This is a genomic window from Vibrio superstes, assembly GCF_003569005.1.
GTDB classification, from domain to species: domain Bacteria; phylum Pseudomonadota; class Gammaproteobacteria; order Enterobacterales; family Vibrionaceae; genus Vibrio; species Vibrio superstes.
On the sequence record NZ_BCUR01000004.1, the window covers coordinates 205,503 to 231,194 of the forward strand.

Here is a 25,692-nt window from a genome sequence, read left to right on the forward strand (position 1 = left end):
AACCTGTAGTGGATAAATTAAACAAGAAAATACAAGCAGCGTCTCATTCTGGCGCTAAATTAAATTTGAATAGGCGTGATGGCCGGTTTGTTGTTACTAAGGTAATTTATGACTCTATAGCTAGAGCAAATAATTCATTGACCAAACAAGCTCAATTTAATGAAATGCGAACAGGTGCTTATAACATTTGTTCTGTTCCTGTGAGTGATATTAGCCGACAACCAGATTGCCTTGAATTTACCATGCCATTTATTGATGGTATAGGTGGTGATGTCATAACATACAAAGGAAATAAATCGGTAGCAGATAGCTTAAGAGTAACGTTAAATGCTTACTTACTAAACGTACTCTCTATGGGCAAAGAAGAGGTTGTGCTCGGAGATAAATTCTCAGAGAAGCTGCAAGAAATAAAGGCTAAGTATACGGGAAGTAGTTTAGTTGTGCCGTTAGCCATAGACAAGGCCTACGAACTTGCCCAGCACAATTTTATCTTTCCTATGGGAGATTGCCATGGTGATCTTACTTTATCTAATATTAAAGTTACACAAGACAATAAACTATTTTTGTTTGACTTTTTAGAAGGGTTCATTGAAACACCATTACAGGATGTTGTTAAGCTTAAGCAGGACTTTGATTATGGTTGGAGTTTTAGACATGAGAAAAAAAATTTAGCACTGAAAGGAAAGATGTTTTGTGAATCGGCATATCCGGATATGATTTCCACTATATCACGCCTATACAAATCAGAAGTAGAACTGCTAGAACTAATAAACCTTCTTCGTATTGCACCCTATATAAAAAGTACGGATGAAATAACCCAAAATTGGTTAGACAATGCTCTTTCCAAAAATATTCATAGTAATTAAAGAGGATATTATGTTTTCACTGTTGTTACCTGTAGCTGGGCGCTCATCAAGATTCCCGAACATGAGACCTAAATGGTTGCTAACTATGCCAGATGGAAAGTTGATGCTTGAGAAAGCTGTAGAAGGCTTAGATCTTACAAAGTTTGATAACATCTTCGTTATATGTTTGAAAGAGCATCTAGAGCAATATGTAAACGAAAAATTCATAATTGAAAGCTTTGAATCAGCTACTGGTTTTAAGCCTACTTTATGTGTCTTAGATGAACCGACCTCTTCTCAATCAGAGACTATTTATGCAGCATTAGAGAAGTCTGGAATAGAAGGTGGTATTTTCATTAAAGATTGTGACAATATCTTTACCTGTGATCCTCAACCGATGAATACCGTGGCTACGATGAACCTCAATGAGGTTGATTTAGTCGACGCTAAAAATAAAAGCTATGTTGATGTAAATTCACTTGGTGTTATATCAAATATTGTTGAGAAAAATGTCATTAGTAACTCTTTCTGCTGTGGAGGGTACAGTTTTGAATCAGCTAATGAATTTAAAAAAACCTTTGAATCAATTTCTAGTGAGGAAGAGGTATATATTTCTCACATTATTTATAAAATGCTTTTAAATGGAGAAGAATTTAGAGAAATATATGCTTCTCATTATACTGATTGGGGTACGTTAAGAGAATATCGTCACTACTGTAAGAAGCATATAACTCTATTTTGTGATGTAGATGGTGTATTGCTAAAAAATGGTAGCAAATTCTCTAAAGATGGTTGGAAAACGAAAGCTATTGAAGAAAATTTAAAGAAAATAGCAAATTTGCAACAAGCAGGTTTACTATACTTAGTTTTAACGTCCTCTAGGCCTCAAAGCGAAGAAGAGTATACAGTAAATGAACTAAAGAAGTATGGCGTAAGAACTGATCGCCTAGTATTTGGGTTGCCCCACACACGAAGATATTTAGTAAATGATTATTCACCAACTAATCCATATCCTTCTGCAGTTGCAATCAATCTTGAACGAGATAGTAAGATATTAGACTCACTTTTTGATGATTAATTATGTTTGAAGATATTAGCGTTGTTGTACAAGGACCGGTACAGGCCCTATCTGACAGAAACCAGGATGAGGGCATCACTGATCGTAGTCTTAAATCCATCCGGAAATATTTGCCGGGCGCGACGATCATCTTGTCTACTTGGCATGGGCAAGACTTATCGGACTTAGATTATGATGAGTTAGTATTGTGTGATGACCCTGGGCAAAACATACGGCAGTTTAGTGCTAAAGGCGAACCTCATTATTTTAATAATAATAGGCAAATCGTTTCTACTCTCGAAGGGCTAAAAAAAGTAAAAACTAAATATGCGGTTAAACTACGCAGTGATAATTACTTGCAGAGTAATGAATTTGTTAGCTATCAGAGTAAATATAACCAGCATGGCGATAATAAGCTATTTGAAGAAAGAGTTGTAGTTTCAGATATATTTACAAGAAAATATGCGAAAGGTATTCGTGTATCCTTTCATATAAGTGATTTTTTCTACTTTGGAAGAACAAAAGATCTACTCACCCTTTGGGATATTGATTTTGAGGAAGACTACGTTCCTGAGTTAGGTAAAGAGAGAGATGCTTCATTTCCAAATTATCTGGTTGACTGTACTCAAATGTTGTTTATAAGATCGATATCTAAATTTAGTAATAATATAGTTTTTAATCATTTAACTGAAAGTAGATACCAAACATACTCTGATAAAATAATAGCAGATAACCTTATTATTTTGGATGAAGCACGATTAAATCTTGGAATGCCAAGTAAATTTCTAGGGAAAGCTCGTATCTCGAAAGAAAAAGGCCGATGTGCAATGTTTAGATTTTATGAATGGGAATATTTGTATAGGAAATACTGTGACCCTTCATATGATATATCCAGCTCATCTCAAGATATACTGACTAATACATTCAATAGACTTAGATATATTTTTCCTCGTAAATTTGAGACATATTTCAGTCTTCTAAAACGTCACTATATGTATTTTAGAAGTAGAAATAGAAGTAGACGTTGATGTAACTTTACTATTAACTAGAATTTATTTTAATATTTTTCTTGTTTGTATTTAATCCTGTGTTTTTTATTGTCCATTGTCATTAAGTTAAATTAACTATAAGAATAAATTACTCTATTTTTGTAATCTAGTGTACAAGTTATTAGCTAAGTCAGAATGAATTAGCTAATAATTTGTATGTGCCTCTATTAATTGGATAAAGATTAAGGTTATTTATGGTGATAAACTTATTGCTTAATGTATGTATTAAACACGGTGTCAAATTCAGAATAAATGTTTTTTTCTAGAATAAAATCCACATTTACAAGGCTAAGTTTTGACAGTTCATTGCTTATTTGTGGGTTCATCATTATTTCTTCGATTAACTTTGATATTACACTTGTATTCTCATTTGAGTAGATAAATTCTTTTGCTAACCCTGTGGCTAGTTCCGATGACCCTACATCTGAATTTGTTATTATTGGGCATCCACATGCCATAGCTTCGGCAACAACTCGCCCAAATTCTTCTATTCTTGATGGAAGTATAAAAACATCTAAAGCATTAAAGTAATCTTCAATGTTATCTTGTATAGGCAATAGCACTATTTTCTTTTCTACTTCACTTCCTTCTATTATGGAAAGGTAATCTTTTGGAATACTTTTCTCACCAATAAGTAGAACTTTTATTCTCTTTATATTCTCCTTTCTAATAGAAAGGAGAGCATTAAAGAATATATCCACTCCTCTCTTGTTAAAATCGCCTGAAGTGATTAAACCAACAAGGAATTCATTGCTTTCAATATGTAAAGATTCTCTTGTATTTTTTCGGGTAGATTCGCTTTTTTTATGAAATTTTTTCTCATTTACGGCAGGATAAACGACGGTTATGTTTGAGTTAGAAATATTGAATCGAGATACCAGGTCGCTTTTTGCTAAATTTGAATTAGCAATAATATGTTTAAATTTTTTATCTTCAAATATTGGAGTATGTATTTTATAGATTTCATTATTAAAAGGTATGCTTTTTTTGTGGATCTTTTCATAAGCGAGATGAACATTATTGTGGATACAATGAATGTCTGGGTTTTGATAATCACCGTGGCCAATCGTCAATCTAGGTTTGATTTTTTCTTTTATTTTGTCACACTGTTTTGAAAAAAATGCTCGGCGTTTATATCCAGAAAGCCAGGGTAATCGTAAGGTTTTGTGTGGAATAGCACCAAATAACTTAAGACTTTCAAGATCAAGAGATTCTGCTGCGATATGAACTTCAAATCCTTTTGATACAAAATATCGGATTTGTTCATATACATTGCGACTAGTCCCAGTATGCAACTTTTTTAGGTTTTTATTACAGATTAGTATCTTCATTTTTTGTCATATCTCTGACCCAAAGGTCTGCATAGCGAGTGAATACAGTATTTGCACTAAGTATAGCTAAAAGAAGGCCATGTTTGCCATCTAAGAAACCAAGCTTAATAATATACATTTTAAAGAACCTAAAAAAAGCGTGAGATATAGCTTTTCCTAGACTAGATTTTTTTTTCCCTTCTCTTTGATCTGCCCATGATTTTATATATAGATTTGTTTTTGATGTATATTGGGAAAGGCTATCCATGGTGAAATGAAGAAGATCTCCATTTAGTCTTTTCACTGTTGTATTTTCTGGGATAATAACACTTTCATGAACCTTAGCATTATTATAAGAAGTGTAATTTCTCGGATACAATCGAACTATTCGGTCAGGGTACCAACCAGAGTGTTGAATAAACTTTCCAAATGCTTTGGTTAATCGATTTAACGAAAAACATGTTTGAAGATTGGCAGAATTTACAGATTGCAAGATAGATGTTTTAAGTTCAGAAGTAACGACTTCGTCTGAATCTAGAGCTAAAATCCAGTCAGTGGTTAGGTAAGATTGAGCAACTTGCCTTTGAGCACCGAAACCTTCCCAGTTAGTTTTAGAATAAACTTTCTGAGTATACATTCTTGCAATGTTGAGGGTGTTGTCGGTACTGCCAGAATCTAGTATGACAATTTCATGCGCCCATTCCTGCACAGAACTTAAACACTTATCTAGGGTCTTTTCGGCATTTTTTGTTATTAATAGGATACCAATGGTCGCCATTACACTATCTTTTTTTTACTTATGGAGGCAAAATTATACAACAAATGTCGGGCTCAAGTGTAATTTTGAGGTGAATGATGTCAAGACGGAAAATTTTTTTTACTCCTACGCTGCTAAGGCGATTTAAAAATCACAATATTAGGGTAGCAAAATGGACTTTGTTTAAACGCTTTGTTGTACCTAAATCAAATGTAGTGATTGAAGAGAACTGTGCGTTCGAAATTGGAAATCGTCTCTGGACTATGGGAGCTTTTTCTTACTCTCGTTCTTGCTTGATTACTCATGCTCACTTGAGAATAGGCCGATATACGTCGATTGCTGATAATGTATCTTTTATGGGAGCAAATCATCCAATTGATCGTTATACAAGCTCACCTATAACGTATGATCACAAGTTCCTTAGTCTAGGAAACAATAACGTTCGTCCTACAAGCAAACAAAGTGACACATATATCGGAAATGATGTTTGGATAGGGGCTAATGTATTACTTAAACCTGGCGTTAATATTGGTGATGGGGCTGTCGTTGCAGCAAATTCAGTGGTTGTGAAAGATGTTGAATCTTACTCTATTGTAGGTGGTATTCCGGCTAAAAAAATCAAAATGAGATTCACAGAAGAACAGGTAAAGGCTCTAAGAGAGTTAAAATGGTGGGAGTATGATAGTCGAGATTTCGAAAACATAGAAGTCGATGCCTCAATCGACACATTCATTGAATGGTTTACAAAAGAAAAAGCTAAGGGTGAGCTGCCTGTATATCACCCCAGACAGCTTCGCTTCTAACTTAGTAGGTTGGTGAAATAGGCTAGGTGGTCATCTACACTTTTTTCTAGACTGAAATCTTTTGCCATTCTTTGTTTAGAAGCCTTACCCATAGATGTTAGATCCGATTCATCTGAGATAAAATAACTTATTGCTTCAGTCAGTTCTTTCTGGTTACCGGCTGTAACTACCTTGCCATTTATATCGTTAATTATAAGCTCGGGTGAACCGCCCGTCGTAGTCACAATCGAGGGTTTTGATACCACCATAGCCTCTATGATGGTTTTGGGCAAACCCTCACCGCTGATTGATGGTTGAATCTGAAAGTCTGACATAGCCATGAGATTAGATATGTCCTTTCTGAAACCCAGAAAGTGAATGCGCTCAGACATCTTAAAGTTTTTAGAGTACTCTTCTAATGCTTCCATGCCATTGCCAACAAGAACTAAATGGAACGTGGGATCGTTTATTTCTTTGATGGAGTCCAGAAGCAGTTTAACCCCTTTAGATGGTCTAGAATTTGCTACACATATACCAATTTTACTCTTATCTGGTATATTGAAGTCGGCTCTTGATAGCGGAGTAGGGTCGTACCACCTAACGTCATGGCCTTTATAAATAGTGACGATCCGAGTTTTTTTCTTCCACACCTTGGTGAGTACATCTTGTCTTACCGCATCGCTCACACAAACTATACCATCAACTCTAGGATGAAGAGCCGTTAGGTAGGAAGAAGGGTCGTGCCTATATAAGCCGCTTACTGTGCCTCTATAAGCGATTAGTTTTGCTTTGGTGCCAATACAAGCAAAAGCTGCATTAGGGATAGTTTTCGAATTGTAGGCGTAGCAAATCTCAATATTCTTACTTTTTATTATTTGCCTTATTTTTTTAATAGTTTTAAGGCATATCTTCTTTTCTGGATAACAATCAACTACATCTATTCCAAACTCTCTGAATCGTTGGACATATTCAGCATCACCTTGAGTCGCAATTGTTATGTTATGTCCTTTTTTCGCTAACTCAACAAATACCTCGGCTTCAGGTCTTACTGCATGCCAGTTACTTTTATATGAACTACAAATCAATATGTTCACTTTGATTTCCTCGAGGTAATTTAGCATAAAACAGAGCTGTAAAAATAATGAAATACAGTATCCCAGATTGATGATTGATAAAGTTCTGTGTTAAAGCGTACCCCATTGTAGATAAAACATGTACTCCCCCGAGAAGAGCATAGGCTGATTTTGTTGTCATATAATTCTTAGCAAATAGGAATAATGGACAACCAAAAAAACAAAATATAACCGCAAGACCGATGGAACCTTTGATTGATGCCTCTTCAATGTAAGTATTATGCAACCTATTGAACTTCAATATGCTTTTATCCGCAACTCCAGCTTCTATCGCCTTGTGCTTGCTCTTTATCCTATCTTCATATCCAGTGCCAAAAATAGGGTTGCTGATATACGCATGAATACCTGCTTTCCACATTTCGAAGCGATAGCCTACGGAGTTATTACTTTTGTCTTGGGTTAAGTAGTTATCAACTTGATTGTAAGCTACGGATGTACGCTTGCTTAATGAAGGGTAACCTGTAGTGACCGCAATAGTTGCTATGATAACGACGATGATTTTTATTTTAGTAGAAATTATCTTCCGGTATAGAAAAAAAACACCAATTGCAATAAAAGGGCTTATAACCCACCCTCCTCTTGCACTTGAAAGGAAACTTGCTGATATACCCAACAGGCATGCGAGCGAAGCAAGTATTATGATAGAAGGCCTTTTCTTAGTCTTTACTGACTCTAATGCGATTACTAAGGAGAATAGCCCTAAAGACATAGCAAAGTTACCAGATTGAATCACCATGAATCCATTTATACTGAAAGCTCGAACACCTATAATAAAATAATGATAATAAGCATGAAAACCTGTAAAGATACCTCCGATAATAATCCCCATTAATAAGGTGTTTTTAGCTGGCGGGTATTTTATTAACAATATTAATGTTGGGATAATTAACAAAGCCCGGCTTGGTGCATCTAAATTTTTTAATTCTCCTCCCATAATAACTAGGGAAAGGGCTGTGCAAAAGAAATAAAGAGCAAAACTGACAAATAAAACATGATCAGTTTTTTGGAGTTGAACATTTCTGGTGTGAGGAAATACAAGTAACCCTATAACCATCAAAGGTATGGCAAACCAAGAGTAGCTATTGTGGGCAACTAAGAAGAAACTAGGCACCAAGAATGCAAATAATGAGGTTAATCTAGGTAAAAAATTAGTCATGAATAAGTTTTCTAATATCTGTCGGTATGATGTCGTAAAGGCACTTTAGATGTCCTAAGGGACACTCACGTTTAAAGCAAGGTCTACATTCAATGTTTGTATTCACTATGTTTAGGCTGTCAGTGAGGGGGGGCGTATAATCGGGAGAAGTAGAACCGTAAATCCCAATAACGTGGCAACCAACAGCTGCAGCTATGTGCATGAGCCCTGAGTCGTTACTAACAACGTGTTTACAAAGCGATAGAAGATCAACCGCTTCCTCTAGTGAAGTTTGTCCAGCGAGATTCACGATATTTACTTTATTTAACTCTTTTTGTGAGGACACAATAGTCGATGTTGTATCTTCATCTTTTTTAGAACCAAATAACCATACTTGAAAACCATCATCAAGCAGTTGGTCTGCTAGTTGCGCATAGTGTTCCGTAGGCCATTTCTTTGCAGGTCCGAACTCAGCGCCAGGACAAAGACCAACAATGGGACGCCTAACATCTAAATTGAATTTCGTTGCTGTAGTACTTACTGAATTGCTATCTAATTGTAGTTGAGGCCAAGGGATACTTTCTAGTCCACCAAGGCTACTTGAATTCAACATGCTTCGCTTTGAATGTGCTAGTGCTACATACCGTTCCGCCATGTAGGTGAAAGACTTCTTGTTCAAACGAATATCATTCAATAAACCAAATCGACTTTCTCCTTTCCAACCTGTTCGAATGGGAATTCGAGCGAAGAATGGTATAAGTGCTGACTTGGCAGAATTGGGTAATATATAAGCGTGTGTATAGTGTTTAGAACGAAGTTTTTTACCTATCTGATATCTTTGTTTAAGGTTGAACTGTCCATGAGATAGAGGCATCTCAATTGCTTCGTTTATTTCTGTCATTCGAGAAAGTAAAGGTTTACACCAAGCAGGAGCTAATACATCTATTACACTATCTGGATGTTGTATTTTTAATTGTTTATAAAGTGATTGACTCATCACCATATCACCCACCCAGGAGGGACCTATAATCAGTATTTTTTTCATTTTAATTAATCACGCATAAGGCTGTTATAGATATATGAACCATCTTGCTGAGATAGAAGAAGCTTTAAGTTCCACATATACTGTTCAGGTTTATTTTCACAACATGTTTCTATAAATTGATTCATAGCTAATGCATCTCCTTCAGGAGTGTTTTTAGGAAAATCACTAAGTGCAGGATATACATCAATTTCAAATTGACCTGTGTCTACATTATATTCTGTCCATAATGGAATGATTTTCGATTTCGTTGCTTTGGCGAGAAATCCCATCACTGGAAGCGTTGCTTTAGTTGTTGCGCAAAAATCTACAAATACGCTTTTCTTAGGACCATGATCCTGGTCTGGTAAAAAATAACCAGTATAGCCATCGTTTACGGCTTTAATGAATGGTTTTATACCACCAGAGCGCTCGTAAAGCCTGCCGCCATAGTGTTTTCTTTGAGTAGACATTGCCCATTCGCTGAGTTCATTTTTTTGGCTTTTGACCATGGTGCACATAGGATGCCCCTGAGAGGCCAAGAGCATCGCAAACACATCGACAGACCAAGTGTGGGGTACCAAAAATATCACATTGTGATTATCTTGCTTTGCTTGAGTAAAATGTTCTAAACCATTAACCGTCGTATTGTTCGATAACCAAGTGCGACTGCGCAAGGTTAGCTGAGGAAAGCGCATCAAGTAGGTGCCTGCAGTGGTTAGCATTTTTGCTACGATGCTTTCTTTCTTCACTTCAGACATGCCAGGGTAGCAGTAACTCAAATTTACTCTAGCTCTATGTGCCTGACCTCGTGTTTTGGCCATTATTTTTTTAGTGGCGCGAGAGGCTAACCATCTATGCAGTGATAGCGGTGCGAAGCTGAAAGGTATAGCGAACAAGATACCGAGCCAAGTGGTCCAATATTTTGGAGCTAAAAACTCCCGTTTAAACTTCGGATTGTAAGCCTTAGGATCAAAGTCATTTCGAGATTTGGTCATCTAATTACTGCTGTTTTTAGTTGTTGATGATATTTAAATAGTCAGCAACGCCCTCGGCGACTGATTTGAACTGGTGCTTGCAGCCTGCTGCTCGAAGTTTGGTTAGGTCAGCTTGAGTGTACTCTTGGTAAGCACCTTTTAGATGCTCAGGGAAAGGAATGGTTTCAACCTCTCCCTTGCCATGGTGCTGGATAACCGCTTTAGCTACTTCATTGAAAGATTCAGCGTTACCAGTACCTAGATTAAATATGCCAGAGATTTTATTTTCAAAAAACCAAAGATTGACCGCGGCAACATCACCTACGTATACAAAATCACGTTTAAACTGCTCGCTACCTGCGAACAATTTTGGATTTTCTCCGGCATTAACTTGATTGTTTAGATGAAAAGCGACAGAGGCCATTGATGCTTTGTGTTGCTCACGTGGACCGTACACATTGAAGTATCTGAACCCGGTGATTTGAGATAAAGATTCCCCATGTGCCTTTGCGTCTTCGGTGAATCGGCGCACATAGTTATCAAACTGCTGCTTTGAATAACCGTAAACGTTCAATGCACCCTCGTACTTAGGTTCTTCGATAAAGGTGTCCGTCTCACCGTAGGTGGCAGCAGAAGAGGCATACAAGAATGGAATTTGTCGCTCTACGCAGTAATGGAGTAACTCTTTAGAATATTCGTAGTTATTCAGCATCATGTATTTGCCATCCCATTCGGTTGTTGCAGAGCATGCACCCTCGTGGAAAATAGCGTCTATAGGGCCAAAGTCGTCACCAGCCATGATTTGAGTTAGGAAGTCATCACGATCCATGTAGTCGGTAATATCCAAATCTACCAAATTGACAAACTTCTTACCGTTTTTTAGGTTGTCGACAACAAGTATATCGTTGATGCCCTTATCGTTAAGTGCCTTAACGATGTTGCTACCAATCATACCTGCGCCGCCGGTGACAATGATCATAATTCTAAATCCTTCAAAATATTGTTACGAGAGAGTATAACAAGGAACTAAAATCTAGGGAATTAAAGCACTATATATGAGAAACTTAAGTTAACAATAGACTCGAAACTAGGCGAAAATGTAGTAACGTTTAGTGTAGTGCCTTTCCTTACATTAAAATAACTGACGAAGATCAAAGAGAATAATAATGAAGATAGCAATTGCGGGAACGGGGTACGTTGGCCTTTCGAATGCGATGTTGTTGGCACAGAACCATCAGGTTGTAGCTGTAGATATCATTCCGGAAAAGGTTGAGCTGTTAAACAATAAAACATCCCCGATTGCGGATGTTGAAATTGAACAATTCTTGGCTGAGAAAGAACTTAACTTTACGGCAACTCTAGATAAAGAATTAGCCTACAAAGGTGCTCGATATGTTGTGATTGCGACGCCAACGGATTATGACCCACAAACTAACTACTTTAATACCTCTTCTGTAGAGGCTGTGATTAAAGAAGTAATGGCCATCAATCCAGATGCGGTAATGGTGATCAAATCTACAGTGCCTGTAGGTTACACTGTTCGTATTAAAGAAGAACTAGGTTGTGAAAACCTGATCTTCTCTCCTGAATTTTTGCGCGAAGGGCGTGCGTTGTATGACAACCTTCACCCATCGCGCATTATTGTGGGAGAGCGCAGTGAGCGCGCTAAGGTGTTTGCAGAACTTTTAGTTGAAGGGGCTCAAAAACAAGATATTGATGTTTTGTTTACAGACTCGACTGAAGCTGAAGCCGTTAAGCTGTTCTCTAATACCTACCTTGCACTTCGTGTTGCTTATTTTAATGAGCTGGATTCTTATGCAGAGGCTCATGGTCTAGATTCACGCCAGATTATTGAGGGTGTTGGTTTAGACCCTCGTATTGGTAATCACTATAACAACCCTTCATTTGGTTACGGTGGTTACTGTCTGCCAAAAGATACCAAGCAATTGTTAGCAAACTATGCGGATGTGCCGAACAATATCGTAGGCGCTATCGTTGATGCGAACCGCACTCGTAAAGATTTTGTGGCTGATTCCATCTTGAAGCGCAACCCTAAAATCGTGGGTATCTATCGTTTGATCATGAAGGCAGGCTCAGACAATTTCCGTGCTTCTTCTATTCAAGGAATTATGAAGCGATTAAAAGCGAAGGGTATTGAGGTTGTGGTTTATGAGCCTGTACTTGAAGATGAGCATTTCTTCCATTCTCGCAATATTCGTGATCTAGAAGAGTTTAAGCAGGTATCTGATGTGATTGTATCGAACCGCATGGTTGATGAGATCAAAGATGTGGAAGCGAAGGTTTATACTCGCGACTTGTTTGGTAGTGACTAAACATAGGTAGTTATAAATGAAAAGGAGGCACAATATGCCTCCTTTTTTGTTTTGAGCGAGCTAAGACGCTTATAGGATAAAGCGACTTAAGTCTTCGTCATCCACAAGCTTACCAAGCTTACTCTCAACGTAATCTGCGTCGATGGTTAGCTCAGAACCTGTTTTCTCAGTGGCTTCGTAAGAGATTTCGTCCATTAGACGCTCCATTACGGTATGCAAGCGGCGAGCACCAATGTTTTCGGTGGTCTCATTAACTTGCCATGCCGCTTCTGCGATACGCTTGATGCCGTCTTCAGTAAACTCTACGCTCACTTCTTCGGTTTTCATCAGCGCAACGTATTGTTCCGTTAGTGATGCGCGAGGCTCCGTCAGGATACGTTCAAAATCGTGGCTAGATAGCGCTTCAAGCTCAACGCGAATCGGCAAGCGACCTTGCAGTTCAGGAATAAGGTCAGAAGGTTTCGCTACCTGAAAGGCACCTGATGCAATAAACAAGATATGGTCAGTTTTCACCATGCCGTGTTTAGTTGAAACGGTACTGCCCTCAATCAATGGTAGTAAATCGCGCTGTACACCCTCGCGAGAGACGTCCGGGCCAGAGCTTTCACCGCGCTTACAGATTTTATCGAACTCATCGATAAACACGATGCCGTTGTTTTCAACGTTGAAGATAGCGTCTTCTTTTAGCTCTTCTTGATTAACTAATTTAACCGCTTCTTCTTCAACGAGAGCCTTGAAAGCATCCTTAATCTTCAGCTTGCGGCTTTTCTTGGTATTGCCAGCAAGGTTTTGAAACATGCCTTGCAGTTGGTTTGTCATCTCTTCCATACCAGGAGGGGACATGATCTCAACGCCCATTTGTGGAGCAGCAACCTCAATATCAATCTCTTTGTCGTCAAGCTTACCTTCTCGTAGCTTTTTGCGGAAGATTTGACGAGTGTTCGAGCTGGATTCTTGCGGTTTCTCGTTTTCTCCCCAAGAGTCACGTGCAGGGGGTAGCAGGGCATCTAAGATGCGTTCTTCTGCTTGTTCTTCAGCTCGGAACTTAACTTTTTCCGTCGCTTGTTGGTGAGTCATCTTCACCGCAACATCGGTTAGATCACGGATGATGGTTTCAACTTCTTTACCAACGTAACCCACTTCAGTGAATTTAGTTGCTTCAACCTTGATGAAAGGGGCATTAGCTAGCCTAGCTAATCGGCGAGCTATCTCGGTTTTACCAACACCCGTAGGACCAATCATTAGAATGTTTTTAGGGGTCACTTCTGCGCGTAGGCTTTCTTCAAGTTGCATGCGACGCCAGCGATTACGCAGTGCAATCGCCACTGAACGTTTAGCATTTTCTTGGCCGATGATGTGTCGGTTTAGTTCGTGAACGATCTCACGAGGAGTCATTTCGGACATGTTTTTTCCTTAGTACTCAAGCTCATCAACAGTGTGATGATGGTTGGTGAATACACAGATATCGCCAGCAATATTCAATGATTTTTCTGCGATTTCTTTTGCGTCTAATTCGGTGTTCTCTAACAGTGCTATTGCGGCAGCTTGTGCAAAATTGCCACCAGAGCCAATTGCGATAAGATCATTCTCCGGCTGAACGACATCGCCGTTGCCCGTAATGATCAGAGAGGCGGTTTCATCGGCAACGGCTAATAGAGCTTCAAGGCGACGAAGAGCGCGGTCACTGCGCCAGTCTTTTGCCAGTTCAACGGCTGCGCGAGTTAGGTGGCCTTGGTGCATTTGTAGCTTGCTTTCAAAACGCTCAAATAGCGTGAATGCATCGGCGGTACCGCCAGCAAAACCTGCCAGTACTTTGCCATTGTAGAGTCGGCGAACTTTCTGTGCATTGCCTTTCATGACGGTATTGCCTAGAGATACTTGTCCATCACCAGCGATGACAACTTTATTATTTCGGCGTACGGATACTATGGTAGTCACGAGGTTTCCTTCTTATTTCACCAGTGAGATAGAAATAGAATGGGGATCGTCGTAAGCAAATTCAAGGTAAGTGGATTGCAGAGATAGTGCAAGGTTGTTGACTCGTCAGAAAAAAGCCTCAGTGATTACTGAGGCTATAAGGGATTTTTAGTTACCAGTGTCTTTCCAAATGACACAAGGCTCAATCTTGGCGCGTTGCAGTTTATGCTTGTCGCGCTCAGCGTCTCGCTTGCGGTCATAAGGGCCCAACACTACGCGATACCAGCTGCTACCTTCTCGTTGCTTAACCTGGCTATTCAGACCTTGGAAGGCAATATCCATCTTTCTTCCATCTGCCTGAGAGCGAGTCTTGTAGGCACCACATTGCATCACATAAGGGATCTCTGAAAGTACTTCTTCCTTAGGAACGACCTTCACCTCACGCTCGGGAAGCGTCTTCACATACTCCCATTGTTCTTCGGGAGGCGGTGGAAGAAGCTCTGAGTTATCTACCTCAGGAGCCTTAGTTTTTGAGCGGTCTACCTTGACGGGTTTTGGTGGCTCCGGGTCTTGGCTTAATACGTAAAGCCCATAGCTAAATCCTCCCAGCATTAGGCCTGCTAGGATGATCGCTTTCCATGGTTTTTTTGATTGGGCAGGTTTACGCGTATTCTTTGCTTGCGTACGGCCGCCCTTCACATAGTCTTTTCTTGCCACTCGATTAGTCTATTCCGTTGTTAACCCTATCTATGTTAATGCAGAAGTCGCCCAGTTAATAGAGCTTAGTAACTCGGCGGTAAGGTACTTTCTCTTACCACTAGCTCTGTATCGAGAAGTCGTGAGCCTGAATTGATCTCATTGCCATTAAGAAGTTCGAACAACATTTGAGTGGCTTGATAGCCGATATCGTAGCGAGGTTGGGATACAGTGGTCAGTGGTGGATCGCAGTATTCGGAAAACTCGATATTATCGAATCCGATAAATGAGATGTCTTGTGGAACTCTAAGCCCCATATTTTTGGCTTCTTTGATTGCGCCAATCGCCATCATATCGTTGTGACAAAAAACAGCGCTTGGTGGTGAGCCGGCACTCATCAGTTTACGCAGTGCCAGCGCCCCAGATTCGAAGCTAAAGTCACCACTGGCAGAGTTGGTCAAATCAATGCTAAGGCCTGCGCGTCGCAACGCTTGCTGGAAGCCCTGGCTTCGGAAGCTAGATAGCGGCGCATTGTCCGGACCACGGATTTCTCCGATGCGCTTGTGTCCCAATTTAGCCAGATAGTTCACCGCTTGAAAAGATGCTGTGAGGTTGTCTATATGTACAGTAGGCAGTTCTAGCTCAGGCGCGTATTCGCAAGCCATCACCATAGGAGGAAGGTTTCTTTGTTCGGATTTGCTGGCATCGATAGGTAAATCAGTGCCTAGCAAGATCAAACCATCCGCTTGCTTAGAATAGATAAGATTGACCAGTGAGTTATCTCGACATTTTTGCTGCGAACTGTCGCCGTGCAGTATTAGGTAGCCCTGTTCTGAAGCCGCCGCTTCGATACCACGAATGATTTCAGAAAAGTAGGGATCGCATAAGTCAGGAACTATGACTACGAGGGTTCTTGATTCGTTACGTTTCATGCTACGCATCATAGCGCTTGGGCAGTAACCCGACTCGATAACCGCCTCTTCTACTCGCTTACGAGTTGAGGAGGAAACCTTTTCTGGGTTCATTAACGCTCTTGATACTGTCGCAGTGGAAACGCCAGCGAGTTCAGCAACATCCTTCATGGTCGCCATAGTACACCTATCCTCTATGATAATTTTTGCGTGCTTGATTCAATCCGTGAAACAAGATGGTATTAAATACTCACGTCTTAATGTATGTGAAAAATAAGTGTAAACATTTTTTTCCGTACAGTTTACGGGACATGTAGCAAAAATGAACAACTTGGTGTGAGATGACTCTCATTTCGTCATATGCACGCAGTTTAACTTAAATCTTGTGGCTCGACATCTATGTTCCAACGTACTTTTTTTGAGTTGGGTAACATTTCGATTGCAGGTTTTGCACTCATTAGCAGTTTTTGCATGGTCGAGCGCAACTGGCATTGCAAAATAAGTTGCCAACGAGATTTTCCTGCGCGCTTGGCCATTGGGGCTGGAGTTGGCCCTAATACCCAGCAATGTTCATCAAACAATGGGTGGGCTTCAAGGGTATGGCGCACCTGCCTCAAGAAGTCTTCAGCGAGTTGGGAGTGGTTTGATTCTGCACGAAATAGTGACAGGCTGGCGTAAGGTGGCAATTGCGCTACTCGTCGCTCCATGAGAGCCCCTTGGGCGAACTCTGGATAGCCTTTGTGAAGCAAGGCTTGCAGCAATGAATGCTCTGGGTGGTGCGTTTGCAACACCACATACCCAGGCTTACTGGCGCGTCCTGCACGTCCTGCCACTTGGATGAATAGTTGTGCAAGTTTCTCAGACGCTCTGAAGTCACTGCTGTACAGGGATGAGTCGACATCTAATAGTGCTACTAAGGTGACGTCAGGGAAGTGATGTCCCTTTGCTAGCATTTGGGTACCAATGAGAATCTGATACTCCCCTTTGCGGATAGACTCAAGCGCCGCTTCTAAACTGCCTTTTCGGCGAGTATTGTCTCTATCAATACGTATGGTCTTGTATTCAGGGAATAGGGTCTCAAGGTGGGTTTCCAGTTGCTCTGTGCCCACACCAACGGTCACCAAGTGGGTAGAACCACAGCTTTGACATTGGTGTACGACGGGCTTTTGCGAACCACAGTGGTGACAGCGCATCTCACTGCTACCTTGATGGAAGGTATAATAGGCATCACATCGATGACACTCTGCAATCCAACCACATTCATGACACATCATCGCCGGAGAGAACCCGCGACGGTTCAAAAACAGCATGACCTGGTTGCCGTGCTGCAAGTGCTTTCGCATCTGTGCAATCAAGGGAGCACTCAAGCCGCTTTCTAGGTATAAACCTTTGACGTCTATAACGCTGTTCTTTGCTGGTTTCGCGCCTCCAGCCCGCTCTGTCAGTTGCAAGTGCAGATACTTGTTGGATAAAGCGTTGTTTAGGGTTTCTAAAGATGGTGTTGCAGAGCCCAGCACAATAGGGATGGATTCGGAATGAGCGCGCATTATCGCCATGTCTCGTGCATGATACCGTAAGCTGTCCTGCTGTTTATACGAGGAGTCGTGCTCCTCATCGACAATGATAATGCCAAGCTTGGCAAACGGAGTCAGTAGGGCAGAGCGGGTGCCAATAAGGATCCCACACTCTTTATTCTTTGCTGCAAGCCAAGCATTTAGTCGCTCAGTGTCATTGAGACCAGAATGGATGGTTGCAATAGGAACATTAAATCGTCGCTTAAATCGATTGATAGTTTGTGGTGTCAGGCCTATTTCTGGGACCAGTACCAAGGCTTGCTTGCCTTGGTTGACGACCTTTTCAATCAACTGCAGGTAAACCTCAGTTTTTCCTGAACCTGTCACACCATCCAACAAGGCACATTCGTAGCCCTCAATATGATTAACAGTCACAACCGCTAGCATTTGCTCGTGATTGAGTTCTCGTTTGTTGTCTTCGTTGACTCGAACCTCTTGCCATTGGTCGTTGATCTCAAGGACTTCTGAAGACGTTATCCACTCTTTATCTTGTAATGCTTTTAAAACCGAGCTCGATATTTCCATATCCACTAGCTCGTGATGGGGTAAAGGACCGTGTTGTAAGGCGTTCATTACCTTAGCTTGCTGCACCGCTCGCCCAAAGCCTTGCATCAATTGATTGCGACCAGACTCCGTGAGTTGCCAGGTTTTTTGAGGCTGCTTTTGCGCCAACTTGCCTTTGCGCAGCGCACCTGGCATTGCTCCGTTTAAGGTATCGCCCAAAGGATATTGGTAAAATCGGCTGCCCCAATGGATTAACCGATAAAGCTTCTCTGGCCATATGGGCTCTTGGTCAAGAACCTCTGTTAAGGGCTTAAGCTTGTTAATATCATATTCTGATTGATGGGTTAGAGCTGTGATCACACCAAGGAGTTTTTTTGGACCAAATGGAACCCATACGCGCACACCCACCACGGGGAAAAGGTGGGCAGGGATGATGTATTCAAATTCTTTATCCAGAGGTACAGGTAGGGCAACTCTGGCAATGGTTGGTCGCATGAGATCTCTTTGGGGTTTTGCAATCAAGAACAGATAGTCATGATAATACTAGAGAAAAGCCCGTAAGATTACGATAATTGAATATAGGTGAATCCAGCTCACCTGCGTAACTCTTTAATATAAAGAGTTACGGTGAAAAAAGTGGCGAAAAAAGGGACAAATAAGTTGATCCCAACAGACTATTTCATTAGTATACTGCGCCTTGAAGATGTCGTATTAAACGATATCACTGTTAGAAACTACGTGTGGTGTTCAGCATAGAACTGGATAGCGACACGGCCTATAAATGAGGTTTTCCCATGAAAGCAGGTATCCATCCTGAGTACAAAGCAGTTACTGCAACATGTTCTTGCGGCAACACTTTTGAGTTCAACTCAACTCTAGCTAAAGAATCTATCCACCTAGACGTATGTGATAAATGTCACCCGTTCTACACTGGTAAGCAACGTATCGTTGATACTGGCGGCCGTGTTGATCGCTTTAACAAGCGTTTCGGTGCTCTTTCTTCTAAGAAGTAATCTTAGTTGTAAAGAAACAGAAAAAGGTCGCTTAGGCGGCCTTTTTTGATCTCAGCTGAAAGCAAAGATTACAATTCATACTCTTGCTACCTTGTAGCACATTAAGTCTTTTTTAATTACACTTAACGCTTCTTTTGTTCCTCCACACCCTTAAGGAATTTCCTTCGATGTCTGATGACCAACCTGTAAACGATTTTCGCCAGCAAGCTCTTGATTATCATGAGTTCCCTAAACCGGGAAAGATTGCTGTTGAGCTGACTACTCCTGCTGATTCTGTGCATGACCTTGCTTTGGCATATAGCCCAGGTGTTGCAGAACCAGTGCGCGAGATTGCTCAAAACGTGGATAACGTTTACAAGTACACTGCGAAAGGAAACATGGTTGCGGTTATCTCAAACGGCACCGCGATTCTGGGTCTAGGTAACCTAGGTCCTATGGCTTCAAAACCAGTCATGGAAGGTAAGGCGTTACTGTTCAAGCGTTTTGCCGGTTTAGACTCAATCGACATTGAAGTAAAGCACCGCACTATCGATGAATTCGTAGATACTGTAGCGGCGATTGCCGATACCTTTGGTGGTATTAACCTAGAAGACATCAAAGCCCCAGATTGCTTTGAGATTGAAAGTCGCCTGATTGAACGTTGTGACGTGCCAGTCTTCCATGATGACCAGCACGGTACTGCGATTGTTACCGCAGCGGGTATGTTGAATGCCATTGAGCTACAAGGGAAGCAACTGTGTGACTCTACCATTGTCTGTCTAGGCGCGGGCGCAGCAGCAGTTGCTTGTATGGAGCTGTTGATTAAATGTGGTGCTCAGCGTGAAAAAATCTACATGCTTGATCGTAAGGGTGTCATTCACACTCGTCGTGATGACTTGAATGAATACAAACAGCTGTTTGCCAACAATACCGACAAACGCACGCTAGAAGATGTGATTGAAGGTGCAGACTTATTCTTGGGTGTATCAGGGCCAAATCTATTGTCTCCAGAAGCGCTGGCACTCATGGGCGACAAGCCTGTGGTATTCGCTTGTTCAAACCCAGATCCAGAGATTAAGCCAGAGCTTGCTCATAAAGTACGTACTGACCTTATCATGGGTACAGGTCGTTCTGATTACCCAAATCAGGTAAACAATGTTATCTGCTTCCCATTCATCTTCCGTGGTGCGTTGGACGTTCGTGCCAGTGAAATCAATATCGAGATGAAACTTGCTGCAGTAGAAGCGATTCGTCAGTTAGCGAAAGAGCCTGTTCCTGCTGAAGTATTGAAAGCAGCGGGTGTCGAGTCTTTAGAGTTTGGTACTGGTTACATTATTCCAAAGCCTATGGATCCTCGTTTGCTTCCTCGTGTTGCAAGAGCGGTAGCTGAGGCTGCTGTTGAATCTGGTGTGGCGCGCATTGAGCTACCAGAAGGCTACATGCAGGGCTAATATCCCGAAAATGTAAAAAGGGGGTTAGAGTACGCGTACTCTAACCCCCTTTTGTTATTTACTCATTGGTATATCAAATTATTAGTCGTCAAATACTTCTAGCTCGATACCTAGATCAGACATGATTTGCTGAGCTTCAGCTGGGATCTCATCAGGGTGGTCTTTTCTAAGGTCTTCGTCAGTAGGTAGAGGCTGTCCTGTGTAAGCGTGTAAGAATGCTTCACACAGTAGCTCACTATTGGTTGCATGACGCAGGTTGTTCACCTGGCGACGAGTGCGCTCGTCAGTCAGAATTTTAAGAACCTTAAGCGGAATAGACACAGTGATCTTTTTAACTTGAGTACTTTTTTTACCGTGCTCAGCATATGGGCTGATGTAATCGCCATTCCAGTCTGCCATTGGAAACCTTTTATTACCTAATATAAGAGTTAATACCTAATTCTAGCGATATTGACTGCTATATGTAAAGGCATTTAGACGTCTAGATGTGTTGATGTCTGATGGTTATCGGGGTAATCTATGAACAGAATTAGATTAATTTGATTGGTATCAAACTACGCCAGTCATTGTCAAAGGAAAGGACAAGAAAATGAGCAGTAAACACAAGTCATCGACGATTGCCGTTCGTACCGGTATCGAATCTGATACCCAACACCATGCTGTTGTTCCCCCAATTTATCTGTCCACCAACTACGGTTTTCCTTCATTCGGAGATGTACCAAAGTACGACTATACCCGCTCAGGAAATCCAAATCGAGGATTACTAGAGACGGCACTGTTTGAGTTGGAATCAGGTAAAGGTGCGGTGGTGACAAACTGCGGCACGTCGGCTCTCAATCTATGGGTTTCAGCATTTTTAGGCCCTGATGATTTAATTGTTGCACCGCATGACTGCTACGGCGGGACCTACCGTCTATTCAATACTCGCTCGTTAAAGGGTGACTTCAAGGTCGAATTTGTCGATCAATCTGATGAACAAGCACTTGCCGCGGCAATAGCTAAAAAGCCTAAGCTTATTCTTATCGAAACGCCGTCTAACCCGCTGGTTCGCGTAGTGGATATTGCAAAAGTATGTCAGCAAGCGGCTGAAGTTGGCGCACTAGTGGGCGTCGACAACACCTTTTTGACACCGATATTCCAGAAGCCTCTAGAACTGGGCGCGGACTTCGTTATTCACTCAACCACCAAGTACATCAATGGTCACTCTGACGTTATTGGTGGCGTAGTGATCACTAAAACAGAAGAGCACGCAGAAGAACTTGGCTGGTGGGGCAACTGCATCGGTGCGACAGGCACTCCATTTGATAGCTACATGACGCTGCGTGGCATTCGTACCTTGGGCGCTCGAATGCGTGTTCATGAAGAAGGCTCACAGCAGATCCTAAACTATCTTCAGTCGCAAAAACGCGTTAATACCATCTACCACCCAAGCCTTCCTGAGCATCCTGGGCATGAGATTGCTAAGCGCCAACAGTCTGGTTTTGGCAGTATGCTGAGCTTTGAGTTTGATGGCAGCATGGAAGAGCTAAAAACCTTTGTGGGTGGCTTGAAGCTATTCTCATTGGCAGAGTCTCTAGGTGGAGTAGAAAGCTTAATTTGCCACCCAGCGACTATGACGCACCGTGCCATGGGTGAAGAAGCCCTAGCCGAGGCGGGCGTTTCTCATTTCTTGTTGCGTTTATCTGTCGGTCTTGAAGACGCTGATGATCTGATTGATGACCTGATCCAAGCATTTGACCTAGTGGAGAAATAACCATGGGAAACCTAAAGCAGCTTCATAAATTTGGTGGTAGTAGCCTTGCCAATGCTGAGTGTTTTAGTCGCGTAGCCAATATCTTGGCGGAATATTCCAATGTGGGCGACCTGGTTATCGTTTCAGCAGCGGGTTCTACCACAAACAATTTGCTACGTTGGTTGGCTGCATTAGAGAAGGATGGGCGAATTGCTCATGAAATCTTGCTTGAGCTGCGTGCCTATCAGAACCAATTGATTGTAGACCTGCTTCCAGAAGATAAAGCCGAGCCACTACAAGAAGTGCTCAATAGTGAATTTACAGCCCTTAGTGCCTTAAACGCGCCGATGAGCGAATCACAGAAATCGGCAGCGCTTGGTCATGGTGAGGTGTGGTCGTCTCGTCTTCTAGCTGCTCTTCTTAGCGATAAAGATATGGAAAGTGTGGCTATCGACTCTCGTGATTTCTTACGCGCTGAAATCGGTACACAGCCAGAGATTGACCGAGGATTATCGTGGCCGTTGGCGAAATCAGTGGTCGCACAGCATCCGCATCGACGACTCGTGGTTACCGGCTTTATGGCTCAGAACCAACAGGGCGAAACCGTTCTGCTTGGGCGCAATGGCTCTGATTATTCGGCAACGATAGTCGGTGCATTGGCAGAAGTTTCTAAGGTGACTATTTGGAGTGATGTAGCGGGTGTTTACAGTGCCGATCCTCGCATTGTCAGTGATGCTTGCTTGCTGCCATTACTTCGCCTTGATGAAGCAAGTGAACTGGCACGCTTAGCTGCGCCAGTATTGCACAGCCGCACATTGCAGCCGGTCGCGCAGAGCACTATGGATATGGAACTGCGCTGCAGTCATCAACCTGAGTCTGGCTCAACGCGCATTGAGCGCGTACTCGCTTCTGGACGTGGTGCGAAGATTGTTACCTCGCTAGATGACGTTAACCTTATTGAGTTAACCCTAAGCCACGCGCACGACTTTGAGCGCTTAGAGCCTCAAGTGTTATCTTTGCTGAACAAAGCTCAACTTGCACCGTTAGCTTACGAATCTCAATCGGATAACTACTGTCTGCGTTTGGCTTACACCAGTGAGTTGCTTGCGGGTGCGTTAGCGTGCATTGAATCTGCTCACCTTGAGGTTGGCGTGGAGGTCAAATCAGGCATGTCCTTGATCGCTGCCGTTGGCGCGGGTGTGACTAATAATGCCAACCACTGCTTTGGTTTTTATCAAACCCTCAAGGGAGTACCGGTTGAGTTCATGTTTGAGACAGACTCAGAGCTGAGCTTGATTGCTGTGGTGAGAACCAACAAGGTACCTGAGCTACTTGAATCTTTACACAGCCAACTATTCCAAGCGCAAAAGCGTGTTGGCATTGTGCTGTGTGGCAAAGGCAATATTGGTTCCAATTGGATTGAGTTATTTGCACAGCAAAAAATCGAACTAGAAAAGCGTCGAGGCATGAGCTTTGACCTGATTGCTGTTGTGGCTAGCAATCGCTATTGGTTTGATGAGAATGGCATTGATGCTGGCACGCTAAATACACATTTTGCTGAAGAGGCGGTGGTCGATGAAGAAGACTGGGTTTCTTTAGTCCGAAGACAGTCGAGCTATGATGAGATTGTGGTACTGGATGTCACTGCTAGCCAAGCGGTATCGGACCGTTATCTTGAGTTTGCTGAGCATGGTATGCATGTTATTTCTGCAAATAAGCTAGCAGGCTCTGCGCCAAGCGAGTTTTATCATCAAGTACAAGATGTCTTTGCCAAAACCGGACGTCATTGGCTCTATAACGCAACAGTGGGTGCTGGCCTCCCAGTAAACCATACCGTGCGAGATCTGCGCGAAAGTGGCGACCAGATTGTGGCGATCTCAGGGATCTTCTCTGGCACTCTCTCTTGGTTATTCCAGCAATACGATGGTTCGATTCCGTTTAGTGAACTGGTTGATCTTGCATGGCAGCAAGGACTGACTGAACCAGACCCTAGGGCTGATTTAGATGGCACTGATGTCATGCGTAAGCTGGTTATCTTAGCGCGTGAATCAGGGCTAGAGCTTGAGCCCGAGGGCGTTAAGGTAGAGTCTCTGGTACCAAAAGAACTTTTGCACCTATCGATGGATGATTTCTTCCATCAAGCACATATGCTCAATGAGTTGCTGGCTGAGCGTCTGGATAAGGCTCAGAGCGAAGGTAAGGTGCTTCGTTATGTTGCACGTCTATCGAAAGATGGAGAGGCTACAGTGGGTGTAGAGGCGCTTGATGAGCGTCATGCTCTGGCGAACCTGCTCCCTTGTGACAACATCTTTGCTATCGAGAGCAAATGGTACAAAGATAACCCATTGGTTATCCGCGGACCTGGCGCTGGTCGTGAGGTGACTGCAGGCGCATTGCAGTCTGATCTTAACCGACTCTCTGGTTTGTTATAAATCTACCAGCTAAAACATCCGGTGCCTTTGGGCACTGGATGCCTTCCTTCAAAAAATCACTCAAAGTTTGCACGAATTTTTGTTGACATCCCCCTCATAAATTTACATTATCTAGACATATAGACGTCTAAACGTTCAGAGTTATGAGATTGTGCTGACGCACAGGGAGAATAAATATGGGATACACACACGCAAGCCACATCGATGCATTGAATCAAAATATCGCTGAGCTTTCCGACAACATTAATGTCTCTTTTGAGTTCTTCCCTCCGAGTAGTGAAAAAATGGAGGAGACTCTGTGGAACTCTGTGCATCGCCTTAAAACCCTGCAACCTAAATTTGTCTCCGTAACCTATGGCGCAAACTCTGGTGAGCGTGACCGTACCCACTCCATCATCAAGGAAATCAAAAGCCAAACGGGTTTGGTTGCGGCTCCGCACTTAACCTGCATTGATGCTTCTCGTGAAGAGTTGATCACTATTGCTGATGATTACTGGAAGAATGGCATTGAGAGTATCGTTGCACTGCGAGGTGATATTCCGCCGGGTGGCGGTCATCCTGATATGTATGCATCAGACCTTGTTGAGCTGCTGAAATCACGCCATGACTTTGATATCTCGGTAGCGGCTTTTCCTGAGGTTCACCCTGAAGCAAAAAGCGCACAGGCAGACCTATTGAACCTGAAGCGTAAAGTCGACGCAGGCGCAAACCGTGCAATCACACAGTTCTTTTTTGATGTAGAGAGCTACCTTCGATTCCGCGACCGCTGTGCGGCAACAGGTATTGATGTAGAGATCGTTCCGGGCATTCTACCAGTATCAAACTTCAAGCAGGCATCGCGCTTTGCGGCGATGAATCATGTGAAGGTACCAGGCTGGATGGCGCAGCAGTTTGAAGGTCTAGATGATGACCCAACAACTCGTCAGTTAGTAGGTGCAAGTCAAGCGATTGATATGGTGCGTACTTTGAGCCGAGAAGGGGTTAAAGACTTCCACTTCTACACTCTAAACCGTGCTGAAATGACTTACGCGCTTTGCCATACACTGGGTGTTCGTCCTCAGCAAGTCGCTGTTTAAACTCTATA

At 42.2% G+C, this 25,692-nt stretch carries 23 protein-coding genes; 10 read left to right on the top strand and 13 right to left on the bottom strand.

What is annotated here, in order from left to right:
• Positions 1-8: 8 nt before the first annotated feature.
• From D5I41_RS08915 to D5I41_RS08925, 3 genes are read left to right on the top strand one after another with little or no spacing between them, the layout of a single operon-like run.
• Entirely contained in the window at positions 9-866 is an 858-nt protein-coding gene (locus D5I41_RS08915) for a phosphotransferase (protein ID WP_119009511.1), read from the top strand.
• Between the two features lie 10 nt (positions 867-876).
• Complete coding sequence (locus tag D5I41_RS08920; RefSeq protein WP_119009512.1) at positions 877-1,923, top strand: NTP transferase domain-containing protein; 1,047 nt, start codon at positions 877-879, stop codon at positions 1,921-1,923.
• 2 nt (positions 1,924-1,925) lie between these two features.
• The gene (locus D5I41_RS08925) at positions 1,926-2,930 is read left to right on the top strand and encodes a WavE lipopolysaccharide synthesis family protein (RefSeq protein ID WP_119009513.1); all 1,005 of its coding nucleotides are present in this window, start codon (positions 1,926-1,928) and stop codon (positions 2,928-2,930) included.
• Positions 2,931-3,157: 227 nt separating this feature from the next.
• Here D5I41_RS08925 and D5I41_RS08930 read toward each other — a convergent pair whose 3' ends face one another.
• Both D5I41_RS08930 and D5I41_RS08935 read right to left on the bottom strand, forming a co-directional pair.
• Positions 3,158-4,282 carry a glycosyltransferase family 4 protein gene (locus tag D5I41_RS08930; RefSeq protein ID WP_119009514.1) on the bottom strand — a complete coding sequence of 375 codons (1,125 nt, stop codon included), beginning with the start codon at positions 4,280-4,282 and terminating at the stop codon, positions 3,158-3,160.
• On the bottom strand, positions 4,263-5,039 hold the full coding sequence (locus D5I41_RS08935; RefSeq protein ID WP_119009515.1) for a glycosyltransferase family 2 protein: 777 nt from the start codon (positions 5,037-5,039) through the stop codon (positions 4,263-4,265). Before D5I41_RS08935 ends, D5I41_RS08930 begins: the two co-directional genes overlap by 20 nt.
• Before the next feature lie 158 nt (positions 5,040-5,197).
• Here D5I41_RS08935 and D5I41_RS08940 point away from each other — a divergent pair, with 158 nt between their 5' ends.
• Entirely contained in the window at positions 5,198-5,821 is a 624-nt protein-coding gene (locus D5I41_RS08940) for a CatB-related O-acetyltransferase (protein ID WP_235868898.1), read from the top strand.
• Here the strand turns inward: D5I41_RS08940 and D5I41_RS08945 are convergent.
• The 5 genes from D5I41_RS08945 to rfaD are packed head-to-tail and all read right to left on the bottom strand — an operon-like array spanning position 5,818 to position 11,045.
• On the bottom strand, positions 5,818-6,894 hold the full coding sequence (locus tag D5I41_RS08945; protein ID WP_119009517.1) for a glycosyltransferase family 4 protein: 1,077 nt from the start codon (positions 6,892-6,894) through the stop codon (positions 5,818-5,820). The two genes, D5I41_RS08940 and D5I41_RS08945, sit on opposite strands and share 4 nt — an antisense overlap.
• Positions 6,875-8,089 (bottom strand): O-antigen ligase family protein, encoded by a 1,215-nt coding sequence (locus tag D5I41_RS08950; protein WP_119009518.1) that lies wholly within the window; start codon positions 8,087-8,089, stop codon positions 6,875-6,877. The genes D5I41_RS08945 and D5I41_RS08950 overlap by 20 nt, the downstream gene beginning before the upstream one ends.
• The gene (waaF, locus tag D5I41_RS08955) at positions 8,082-9,113 is read right to left on the bottom strand and encodes a lipopolysaccharide heptosyltransferase II (protein WP_119009519.1); all 1,032 of its coding nucleotides are present in this window, start codon (positions 9,111-9,113) and stop codon (positions 8,082-8,084) included. The genes D5I41_RS08950 and waaF overlap by 8 nt, the downstream gene beginning before the upstream one ends.
• Before the next feature lie 5 nt (positions 9,114-9,118).
• Positions 9,119-10,087: a lauroyl-Kdo(2)-lipid IV(A) myristoyltransferase gene (lpxM, locus tag D5I41_RS08960; protein WP_119009520.1), complete on the bottom strand. Its 969-nt coding sequence runs from the start codon at positions 10,085-10,087 to the stop codon at positions 9,119-9,121.
• 16 nt (positions 10,088-10,103) lie between these two features.
• On the bottom strand, positions 10,104-11,045 hold the full coding sequence (rfaD, locus tag D5I41_RS08965) for an ADP-glyceromanno-heptose 6-epimerase (RefSeq protein WP_119009521.1): 942 nt from the start codon (positions 11,043-11,045) through the stop codon (positions 10,104-10,106).
• Between the two features lie 187 nt (positions 11,046-11,232).
• On the opposite strand from rfaD, the gene D5I41_RS08970 reads away from it, so the two are divergent.
• Positions 11,233-12,399, top strand: coding sequence for a nucleotide sugar dehydrogenase (locus D5I41_RS08970; RefSeq protein ID WP_119009522.1), 1,167 nt, complete (start codon positions 11,233-11,235; stop codon positions 12,397-12,399).
• 69 nt (positions 12,400-12,468) lie between these two features.
• On the opposite strand, the gene hslU is transcribed toward D5I41_RS08970, so the two are convergent.
• The 5 genes from hslU to priA form a co-directional block, all read right to left on the bottom strand.
• Positions 12,469-13,803, bottom strand: a complete 1,335-nt coding sequence (gene hslU / locus D5I41_RS08975; protein WP_119009523.1) for an ATP-dependent protease ATPase subunit HslU — start codon at positions 13,801-13,803, stop codon at positions 12,469-12,471.
• A 9-nt stretch (positions 13,804-13,812) separates the two neighbouring features.
• The gene (gene hslV / locus D5I41_RS08980; protein ID WP_017029410.1) at positions 13,813-14,337 is read right to left on the bottom strand and encodes an ATP-dependent protease subunit HslV; all 525 of its coding nucleotides are present in this window, start codon (positions 14,335-14,337) and stop codon (positions 13,813-13,815) included.
• A gap of 147 nt (positions 14,338-14,484) precedes the next feature.
• Positions 14,485-15,033: an SPOR domain-containing protein gene (locus D5I41_RS08985; RefSeq protein WP_119009524.1), complete on the bottom strand. Its 549-nt coding sequence runs from the start codon at positions 15,031-15,033 to the stop codon at positions 14,485-14,487.
• 65 nt (positions 15,034-15,098) lie between these two features.
• Complete coding sequence (cytR, locus tag D5I41_RS08990; RefSeq protein ID WP_017031415.1) at positions 15,099-16,103, bottom strand: DNA-binding transcriptional regulator CytR; 1,005 nt, start codon at positions 16,101-16,103, stop codon at positions 15,099-15,101.
• Between the two features lie 191 nt (positions 16,104-16,294).
• On the bottom strand, positions 16,295-18,496 hold the full coding sequence (priA, locus tag D5I41_RS08995; protein ID WP_119009525.1) for a primosomal protein N': 2,202 nt from the start codon (positions 18,494-18,496) through the stop codon (positions 16,295-16,297).
• 299 nt (positions 18,497-18,795) lie between these two features.
• Between priA and rpmE the strand changes: the two genes are divergently transcribed.
• Complete coding sequence (gene rpmE / locus D5I41_RS09000; RefSeq protein ID WP_004737142.1) at positions 18,796-19,014, top strand: 50S ribosomal protein L31; 219 nt, start codon at positions 18,796-18,798, stop codon at positions 19,012-19,014.
• A 167-nt stretch (positions 19,015-19,181) separates the two neighbouring features.
• Positions 19,182-20,444 (top strand): malic enzyme-like NAD(P)-binding protein, encoded by a 1,263-nt coding sequence (locus D5I41_RS09005; RefSeq protein ID WP_017031413.1) that lies wholly within the window; start codon positions 19,182-19,184, stop codon positions 20,442-20,444.
• Positions 20,445-20,525: 81 nt separating this feature from the next.
• Here D5I41_RS09005 and metJ read toward each other — a convergent pair whose 3' ends face one another.
• A complete protein-coding gene (gene metJ, locus D5I41_RS09010; protein ID WP_017029415.1) occupies positions 20,526-20,843 on the bottom strand; it encodes a met regulon transcriptional regulator MetJ in 318 nt (105 codons plus the stop codon).
• 190 nt (positions 20,844-21,033) lie between these two features.
• Here metJ and D5I41_RS09015 point away from each other — a divergent pair, with 190 nt between their 5' ends.
• The 3 genes from D5I41_RS09015 (at position 21,034) to metF (ending at position 25,684) form a co-directional block, all read left to right on the top strand.
• Positions 21,034-22,197 carry an O-succinylhomoserine (thiol)-lyase gene (locus D5I41_RS09015; RefSeq protein WP_119009526.1) on the top strand — a complete coding sequence of 388 codons (1,164 nt, stop codon included), beginning with the start codon at positions 21,034-21,036 and terminating at the stop codon, positions 22,195-22,197.
• A gap of 2 nt (positions 22,198-22,199) precedes the next feature.
• A complete protein-coding gene (locus tag D5I41_RS09020) occupies positions 22,200-24,608 on the top strand; it encodes a bifunctional aspartate kinase/homoserine dehydrogenase II (RefSeq protein ID WP_119009527.1) in 2,409 nt (802 codons plus the stop codon).
• 176 nt (positions 24,609-24,784) lie between these two features.
• The gene (gene metF, locus D5I41_RS09025) at positions 24,785-25,684 is read left to right on the top strand and encodes a methylenetetrahydrofolate reductase (RefSeq protein ID WP_119009528.1); all 900 of its coding nucleotides are present in this window, start codon (positions 24,785-24,787) and stop codon (positions 25,682-25,684) included.
• The last annotated feature ends 8 nt before the right edge of the window (positions 25,685-25,692 follow it).

What these genes read in the sequence shown, in the direction of transcription:
- priA (WP_119009525.1), bottom strand. Translation starts at nt 18,496, where the DNA reads ATGCGACCAACCATTGCCAGAGTTGCCCTACCTGTACCTCTGGATAAA.
- lpxM (WP_119009520.1), bottom strand. Translation starts at nt 10,087, where the DNA reads ATGACCAAATCTCGAAATGACTTTGATCCTAAGGCTTACAATCCGAAG.
- D5I41_RS08925 (WP_119009513.1), top strand. Translation starts at nt 1,926, where the DNA reads ATGTTTGAAGATATTAGCGTTGTTGTACAAGGACCGGTACAGGCCCTA.
- D5I41_RS09015 (WP_119009526.1), top strand. Translation starts at nt 21,034, where the DNA reads ATGAGCAGTAAACACAAGTCATCGACGATTGCCGTTCGTACCGGTATC.
- hslU (WP_119009523.1), bottom strand. Translation starts at nt 13,803, where the DNA reads ATGTCCGAAATGACTCCTCGTGAGATCGTTCACGAACTAAACCGACAC.
- D5I41_RS08930 (WP_119009514.1), bottom strand. Translation starts at nt 4,282, where the DNA reads ATGAAGATACTAATCTGTAATAAAAACCTAAAAAAGTTGCATACTGGG.
- D5I41_RS08950 (WP_119009518.1), bottom strand. Translation starts at nt 8,089, where the DNA reads ATGACTAATTTTTTACCTAGATTAACCTCATTATTTGCATTCTTGGTG.
- cytR (WP_017031415.1), bottom strand. Translation starts at nt 16,103, where the DNA reads ATGGCGACCATGAAGGATGTTGCTGAACTCGCTGGCGTTTCCACTGCG.
- rpmE (WP_004737142.1), top strand. Translation starts at nt 18,796, where the DNA reads ATGAAAGCAGGTATCCATCCTGAGTACAAAGCAGTTACTGCAACATGT.
- D5I41_RS09020 (WP_119009527.1), top strand. Translation starts at nt 22,200, where the DNA reads ATGGGAAACCTAAAGCAGCTTCATAAATTTGGTGGTAGTAGCCTTGCC.
- rfaD (WP_119009521.1), bottom strand. Translation starts at nt 11,045, where the DNA reads ATGATCATTGTCACCGGCGGCGCAGGTATGATTGGTAGCAACATCGTT.
- D5I41_RS08970 (WP_119009522.1), top strand. Translation starts at nt 11,233, where the DNA reads ATGAAGATAGCAATTGCGGGAACGGGGTACGTTGGCCTTTCGAATGCG.
- D5I41_RS09005 (WP_017031413.1), top strand. Translation starts at nt 19,182, where the DNA reads ATGTCTGATGACCAACCTGTAAACGATTTTCGCCAGCAAGCTCTTGAT.
- D5I41_RS08935 (WP_119009515.1), bottom strand. Translation starts at nt 5,039, where the DNA reads ATGGCGACCATTGGTATCCTATTAATAACAAAAAATGCCGAAAAGACC.
- waaF (WP_119009519.1), bottom strand. Translation starts at nt 9,113, where the DNA reads ATGAAAAAAATACTGATTATAGGTCCCTCCTGGGTGGGTGATATGGTG.
- D5I41_RS08920 (WP_119009512.1), top strand. Translation starts at nt 877, where the DNA reads ATGTTTTCACTGTTGTTACCTGTAGCTGGGCGCTCATCAAGATTCCCG.
- metJ (WP_017029415.1), bottom strand. Translation starts at nt 20,843, where the DNA reads ATGGCAGACTGGAATGGCGATTACATCAGCCCATATGCTGAGCACGGT.
- metF (WP_119009528.1), top strand. Translation starts at nt 24,785, where the DNA reads ATGGGATACACACACGCAAGCCACATCGATGCATTGAATCAAAATATC.